Origin of the sequence: uncultured Chryseobacterium sp. (genome assembly GCF_936933875.1) — a bacterium.
GTDB lineage: Bacteria > Bacteroidota > Bacteroidia > Flavobacteriales > Weeksellaceae > CAKZIK01.
On sequence record NZ_CAKZIK010000038.1, the window covers coordinates 1 to 5,975 of the forward strand.

A 5,975-nucleotide genomic window follows, 5' to 3' on the forward strand; every position below is an offset into this window, starting at 1 on the left:
AAAGTTAATTTTTTTGAAAAGTACGCAGTAGTCATTTAATATTTTGCAAAAATACAAAATAAAATCGGCACATCAATAAATAATTTACATCGGCAGAAAGAAAAGCAAAAATGCATTAGCGATTTTAGTTTTAGATGTGGAAATTATATAATAAAAAATATGACATTATAACAACGCAGCGGTACAATACTTGTAATTTTAAATCAAAATAAAAACGACAGCAATGGGCGAAAATATATTATCGGTAGAAGATTTAAAATTCCTTGAGAATTTGCACTCCAAATATGGTTTGGAGTTTTTAAGATGTGATGATGCGGGAATAAAAATTAATAATGAAGAAATTATTTCTGATGATATTTCGCAAGCAGATAATTTCAATTTATTAGCTGAAATCTCCAAAAAATTAAAATACAGACTGAACTCTAATTTTCAGATGAATTTTAAAACAGGTTTTCAGTTTGATGTTGTAAGAGTTTAAACTCTTTGACTTCTTATATAAAAAAGTCCGCAAATTGCGGACTTTCTTTATTTATTATTTGTTAGGAATATTGGCTAAAATTTCTTTCAGGTAACCCCAGAATTTTTGGGTTGAGGGAATATTGGCCCTTTCATCCGGCGAATGCGCTCCTTTAATGGTTGGTCCAAAACTTACCATTTCCATCTGAGGATAATTCGCGCCGATAATTCCACATTCCAAACCTGCGTGACAAGCAACTACATGCGGTTTTGCACCGAAATCTTTTTCGTAGATTCCTTCCATTAATTTTACAATTTCGGAACCCGGTTTTGGTTTCCAACCTGGATAAGAACCGGAAAATTCAACGTTCATTCCGGCCAATTCGAAAACAGATTTTAACTGTTCTGCCACGGCAAATTTTGTAGAATCTACAGAAGAACGGGTAAGATTTAAAATTTTTAGTTCGCCGTGTTTTAATTCTACTCTCGCTACGTTATTGGATGCTTCCACCAAATCAGCTACATCAGGTGACATTCTGTAAACACCGTTATGCGCAGCTTTCAAAGCTAAAATAATTTTCTTTGAATCTTCTTCTGAAATGGCTTTTTCAGGAGCAGAAAAATTCTCGATGGTTATGGCTAAATCTTTTTCAACTGAAGCAAATTCTTCCAAAATTGCATTTTTAAGTGACGTTGCTGCTTCGATAAATTCCGGAGCGTTGCGAACCGAAAAAACTGCCGAAGCTTCTCTTGGAATTGCATTTCGTAAACCTCCTCCATCAATAGAAATCAGCTGAATATTTTGATCATACAATCCGGTAAACAAAAGCCTTCCCAAAATGACATTGGAATTTCCGAAACCTTTATGAATATCCATTCCGGAATGTCCTCCCTGCAAACCTTTTACATTAATTTTCACCAACATTCCTTTTTCGTCCTCCAATTCGTACGTTTGCATTGCCGTAACATCCACTCCTCCTGCGCAACCGATATCGATTTCGTCATCTTCTTCAGTATCCAAATTCAATAAAATATCTCCGTGAAGCTGTCCCGGTTTCAAACCTAAAGCTCCGGTCATTCCGGTTTCCTCATCAATCGTGAAAAGTGCTTCCAAAGCAGGATGAGGAATATCCGAGCTTTCTAAAACAGACATAATCGCAGCAACACCTAATCCATTATCCGCACCTAAAGTTGTACCTTTTGCTTTCACCCAATCACCATCGATTTCCATCTGGATTCCCTGCGTTTCAAAGTCGAAATTAACATCGCTGTTTTTTTGGCAAACCATATCGAGGTGACTTTGCATTACGATAGATTTTCGGTCTTCCATTCCCGGAGTTGCAGGTTTTTTGATGATGACGTTTCCTACCTCATCAACAGAAGTTTCGAGACCAAGGTTTTCGCCGAAATTTTTAATGAATTCAATTACTTTTCCTTCTTTTTTGGAAGGTCTTGGAACCGCGTTCAATGCTGAAAAATTTTTCCAAATCACTTGCGGTTCAATATTGGATAAAGGCATAAATTTTTGATTTCCTCAAATTTAAGAATAAAAAAACGCCTCTGAAATTGCAGAAGCGTATATTTTTAATTTTTATCATTTTTTAACAGCCACATTCGCCGTAAATTGGTGTGGTAACAGTTTTTCCTTCAGGATTTGTAACTTTCATTTCTCCTTCAAACATCATTACTTCCTCCATTTCCTTTACTTTTTTTCCGGTAATACTGATTTTATAACCATTTCCGTCCACATTTTTCTCAAGCTTTTCGGGATTGATATCTACTTCTTCCGTTGGAATTTTCACCATCTGTCCATTAACATTAATGAATGCATTTTTCCCATAATCGTCGATGTAAATATATTTTTCCGCATCAAAATCAATCTTACTTTTTGCAAAATAACAGGAGCAGCCTTCCACTTCAGCCGGAAAACCGAATGATTTTAACTGAAAAGGTTCGTTATTCTGCTTATTTGAAACAGATTGAAGTTGTGTGGGTCTTCCATTTTCGGTCGATTTTTCGATACTGATTTTTTCGGTATCTTTTTTACATGAAACCGCCATCAATAAAAGAAAAATAATTGCTGTGTTTTTAACCATAAATAAATTTTATCCTTTCGCTCTTTCTAAAAGTACCATCATCAAGAAAGAAAGTACCACCAAAGATTCGTCTTCATCATCGATATCTATTATCTGCTTAACTGAAAACGTCTTCCGATGAGCGACGGCATCTTTTTCAGTTTGAAATATTCTTTTCCGGCAGAATCTTTTACCGTGTAAGAAGGATTTAAAAAATATCCTGTAAACATCCCAACAATAGGCAATTCGCCAATAAATCCATCTAAAATCTTCACCCAGGCATTATCTTCGTTAATCTGGTATTTCACCTGTTCGTTTTCATCAACAATGTCGTATTGGGATTTCCACAAAGAACGCATTCCTTTTCGTGCTAAACGACCGAAGTTTTTGCCATTCACCAAATCTGTCATGGAATAACTCGCGTTAAAATCCAACCAACGGTCGGCTTTAATTCTGAAAAGTTCTTTCGTTTTGCTTTCATCACTGAAAACTACAACGTCTTCTTTCAGTTTGAACATTTTTTGGCGCACGTAAGCAACATAATTTCCGTTGACATCGGTAATATTGAAATCGCTGGAAAGCGTGGTGATTTTAAATTTAAAATCGAGCGGATAATTTAGATTTTTCAGTACCATAGATTCAATTTTTATCAAATATATGAAAAAGAAAAGGGAAATTTCTGCAGTAAAATTTTACATTCTTTATATTTGCGTAATGGACTATCCTAGTAAAGTATTGGCAAAAGCAGTGGAAGAAATCTCCGGACTTCCTGGTATTGGTAAGAAATCGGCCCTACGTTTGGCGCTTCATCTTTTGCGACAGCCAGAATCTCAGGCAATTGCTTTGGGAAATGCTTTGCAGAAGCTGGTTACAGACATTCAATATTGTAGAGAATGCCATAATTTTTCGGATTTAGAACTCTGCGACATCTGTTCGAGCCCGAAAAGAAATGGTGAAACACTTTGCATTGTTGAAGATGTTCGTGATGTGATGGCGATTGAAAATACCGGAAAATTTCAGGGAAAATATTTGGTTTTGGGCGGAAAAATTTCTCCCATGGAAGGAATTGGACCGATGCAACTTAATATCAGTTCAATAGAAAAAAAACTCAATTCCGGCGAAGTAAAAGAACTCATTTTTGCTTTAAGTGCAACCATGGAAGGTGATACAACAGCTTATTACATCTATAAAAAGTTCAAAACTTTTGAGGTGAATTTCTCCACGATTGCACGAGGAATTTCTGTGGGTGATGAACTGGAATATGCTGATGAAATTTCACTCGGACGTTCGATACAGAACCGACTTCCTTATAACGAAAAAGATTAATTTGGTTTGAAACTTTCCATTATCATCGTCAATTATAATGTTACCGAGTTGTTGAGGAATTGCCTTTCTTCAATTCAAAAATACATTCAAGACATTGATTATGAAACCATTGTAATCGATAACAAATCCGAAGATGAATCTTGGAAGTTACTTCAAACCGAATTCTCAGATGTAAAGTTGATCGCTTCCGATAAAAATAATGGTTTCGCAATTGCCAACAATAAAGCAGCCAACCAAGCAAAAGGAGAATATCTTCTTTTACTGAATCCAGATACCGAAATTGAAGGTTTTTACATGAAAGAAATCCTTGGTTTCGCTGATGAACAAAAAAATTTCGGATGTTTAGGTGTGAGAATGCACGACGCAGAGGGAAATTTTCTGCCGGAAAGCAAAAGGTCTGTTCCGGATATGTTCAACACCTTTGAAAAGCTGTTCACAAATTTCAAGAAAAACAATTCAAAAACGTATTACAGAAACGATATTGATGAAAACACGGTTGCGCAAGTGGAAGTAATTACCGGTGCTTTTATGCTCATTAAAAAAGAGGTTTACCAAAAAATTGGCGGATTGGACGAAGCTTATTTTATGTATGGTGAAGACATCGATATTTGCTATACCCTCCTTAAAAATGGCTATCAGAACTGGTATTACGGGAAATCTTCCATCCTTCATCACAAAGGCGAAAGCACCGTGAAAAATGATGTTTATCTGCAAAGATTTTATGGTGCAATGCAAATCTTTATCGATAAATATTATCGAAAAGAAAAACCACTCCAACACAAATTGCTAAGTGCGGGATTAAATTTGCGACACACGCTCGACAAAATAAAACTAAAGTAAAAAGCGGCTCAAAAAAATTTTGAGCCGCTTTTTTATAAGGTATAATTAATTGCTGATTAGTTTCCTGCAGGAGCCGGAGTTTGAATCGGCGCTGTAGTTGTTGTAGTTGCAGGAGCAGTTTGCTGCGTTGGAGCCGGAGCTGTTTTTTGCGTAGGAACTGGCTGTGCTGTAACGGATGGTTTTGCAGTAAGAATAACGCTCAACAAAATCAAAACAACGATTGCAATACCTAAAGTCCAGGTTGCTTTTTCCATAAAATCATTGGTTCTCTGTACACCAAACTGTGCAGAAGAAGCACCGCCGAAAGTACTGGAAAGACCTCCACCTTTAGGGTTTTGCGCCATAACGATGATGATAAGAAGAACGCTCAAAATCATGATGAGAATCATGAATAATGTAAATATTGTACTCATTACTGTTTCAAAAATTTAGTGTGCAAATATAAGGATTTTGTTTAAAAAAACTGATTTTAAAATGAATAAAATTTTAATTGGGCACATTTGAAAATTTTATTAATTTTAAGTTGAAAATTTAAGATTACTAACAATTACCAGAAAATGTCAAAAAATTTCTAACAAAGTAAAAATTATATTAACATAAACACAAATATAATACTACTTATGATATTTTCTACCCACAACAACAAAGTTGGCCAACAATTGCTAATGTTTTATCGCTAAATAATTTTATAGGTTGGGGTTATCCTGGTATTAAAAGAAATTGTATGGATTATGCAAAAGCTCAAATTGCAATAAAGGGATATCAAATCTCTAACTATTATGACAATGGACAAACTTTTCAAATATATACAACACAAAATGGAGTAAATTGGAACGCATTATCAAGTGGTTTAAGTTATTTAAAATATGCACTATCAAATGGTATTCCTGTTATTGGAGTTGATGATGCTCCTGGGAGTCCAGGAAATCTGGATAATACAACAGATCATTTCGTTGTAATTGTAGGAATGGGGAGTGATGCATCTGGTAACTATTTTACATTTTTTGATAATGCTGACAACGAAATAATAAAGGGAGCAAGTTCTTTTAATAAGCTTTATTACAATGATCTTACAGGGCTAATAACTGGAAATTCAATGACAGATTATGCTTCGGGTTTAACTTATATATTAACTCAAATAAGAAAAAGTAAAATAAAATGAAAACACTAGTATTATTAACAATTTTATTATCCTCATGCTTTAATAACAAATTATATAATCAAACCCGTTGTGCATTTAGGAATTAAAAAAGAAAAAGATTGTCCATTTGATTAAAA

Annotated in this window: 7 protein-coding genes and 1 pseudogene; 4 read left to right on the forward strand and 4 right to left on the reverse strand. The window is 34.8% G+C overall.

Annotated elements, in window-relative coordinates; genetic code table 11:
- Positions 1-223 precede the first annotated feature (223 nt).
- A complete protein-coding gene (locus Q0252_RS06295) occupies positions 224-478 on the forward strand; it encodes a hypothetical protein (protein WP_297984680.1) in 255 nt (84 codons plus the stop codon).
- A gap of 54 nt (positions 479-532) precedes the next feature.
- Here Q0252_RS06295 and Q0252_RS06300 read toward each other — a convergent pair whose 3' ends face one another.
- The 3 genes and pseudogenes from Q0252_RS06300 to Q0252_RS06310 all read right to left on the reverse strand — a co-directional run bounded on the left by Q0252_RS06300 (position 533) and on the right by Q0252_RS06310 (position 3,166).
- Positions 533-1,975, reverse strand: a complete 1,443-nt coding sequence (locus Q0252_RS06300) for an aminoacyl-histidine dipeptidase (RefSeq protein WP_297984681.1) — start codon at positions 1,973-1,975, stop codon at positions 533-535.
- Between the two features lie 82 nt (positions 1,976-2,057).
- On the reverse strand, positions 2,058-2,552 hold the full coding sequence (locus tag Q0252_RS06305) for a hypothetical protein (protein WP_297984682.1): 495 nt from the start codon (positions 2,550-2,552) through the stop codon (positions 2,058-2,060).
- 9 nt (positions 2,553-2,561) lie between these two features.
- Positions 2,562-3,166, reverse strand: a pseudogene (locus Q0252_RS06310) (hypothetical protein).
- A gap of 79 nt (positions 3,167-3,245) precedes the next feature.
- Between Q0252_RS06310 and recR the strand changes: the two are divergent.
- The gene (gene recR / locus Q0252_RS06315; protein WP_297984686.1) at positions 3,246-3,857 is read left to right on the forward strand and encodes a recombination mediator RecR; all 612 of its coding nucleotides are present in this window, start codon (positions 3,246-3,248) and stop codon (positions 3,855-3,857) included.
- Between the two features lie 6 nt (positions 3,858-3,863).
- A complete protein-coding gene (locus Q0252_RS06320) occupies positions 3,864-4,697 on the forward strand; it encodes a glycosyltransferase family 2 protein (RefSeq protein ID WP_297984683.1) in 834 nt (277 codons plus the stop codon).
- Positions 4,698-4,753: 56 nt separating this feature from the next.
- Here Q0252_RS06320 and secG read toward each other — a convergent pair whose 3' ends face one another.
- On the reverse strand, positions 4,754-5,110 hold the full coding sequence (gene secG / locus Q0252_RS06325; RefSeq protein WP_297984684.1) for a preprotein translocase subunit SecG: 357 nt from the start codon (positions 5,108-5,110) through the stop codon (positions 4,754-4,756).
- Between the two features lie 311 nt (positions 5,111-5,421).
- Between secG and Q0252_RS06330 the strand changes: the two genes are divergently transcribed.
- Positions 5,422-5,859 (forward strand): hypothetical protein, encoded by a 438-nt coding sequence (locus Q0252_RS06330; RefSeq protein WP_297984685.1) that lies wholly within the window; start codon positions 5,422-5,424, stop codon positions 5,857-5,859.
- Positions 5,860-5,975: the final 116 nt, after the last annotated feature.

What these genes read in the sequence shown, in the direction of transcription:
- Q0252_RS06295 (WP_297984680.1), top strand. Translation starts at nt 224, where the DNA reads ATGGGCGAAAATATATTATCGGTAGAAGATTTAAAATTCCTTGAGAAT.
- Q0252_RS06300 (WP_297984681.1), bottom strand. Translation starts at nt 1,975, where the DNA reads ATGCCTTTATCCAATATTGAACCGCAAGTGATTTGGAAAAATTTTTCA.
- Q0252_RS06305 (WP_297984682.1), bottom strand. Translation starts at nt 2,552, where the DNA reads ATGGTTAAAAACACAGCAATTATTTTTCTTTTATTGATGGCGGTTTCA.
- recR (WP_297984686.1), top strand. Translation starts at nt 3,246, where the DNA reads ATGGACTATCCTAGTAAAGTATTGGCAAAAGCAGTGGAAGAAATCTCC.
- secG (WP_297984684.1), bottom strand. Translation starts at nt 5,110, where the DNA reads ATGAGTACAATATTTACATTATTCATGATTCTCATCATGATTTTGAGC.
- Q0252_RS06330 (WP_297984685.1), top strand. Translation starts at nt 5,422, where the DNA reads ATGGATTATGCAAAAGCTCAAATTGCAATAAAGGGATATCAAATCTCT.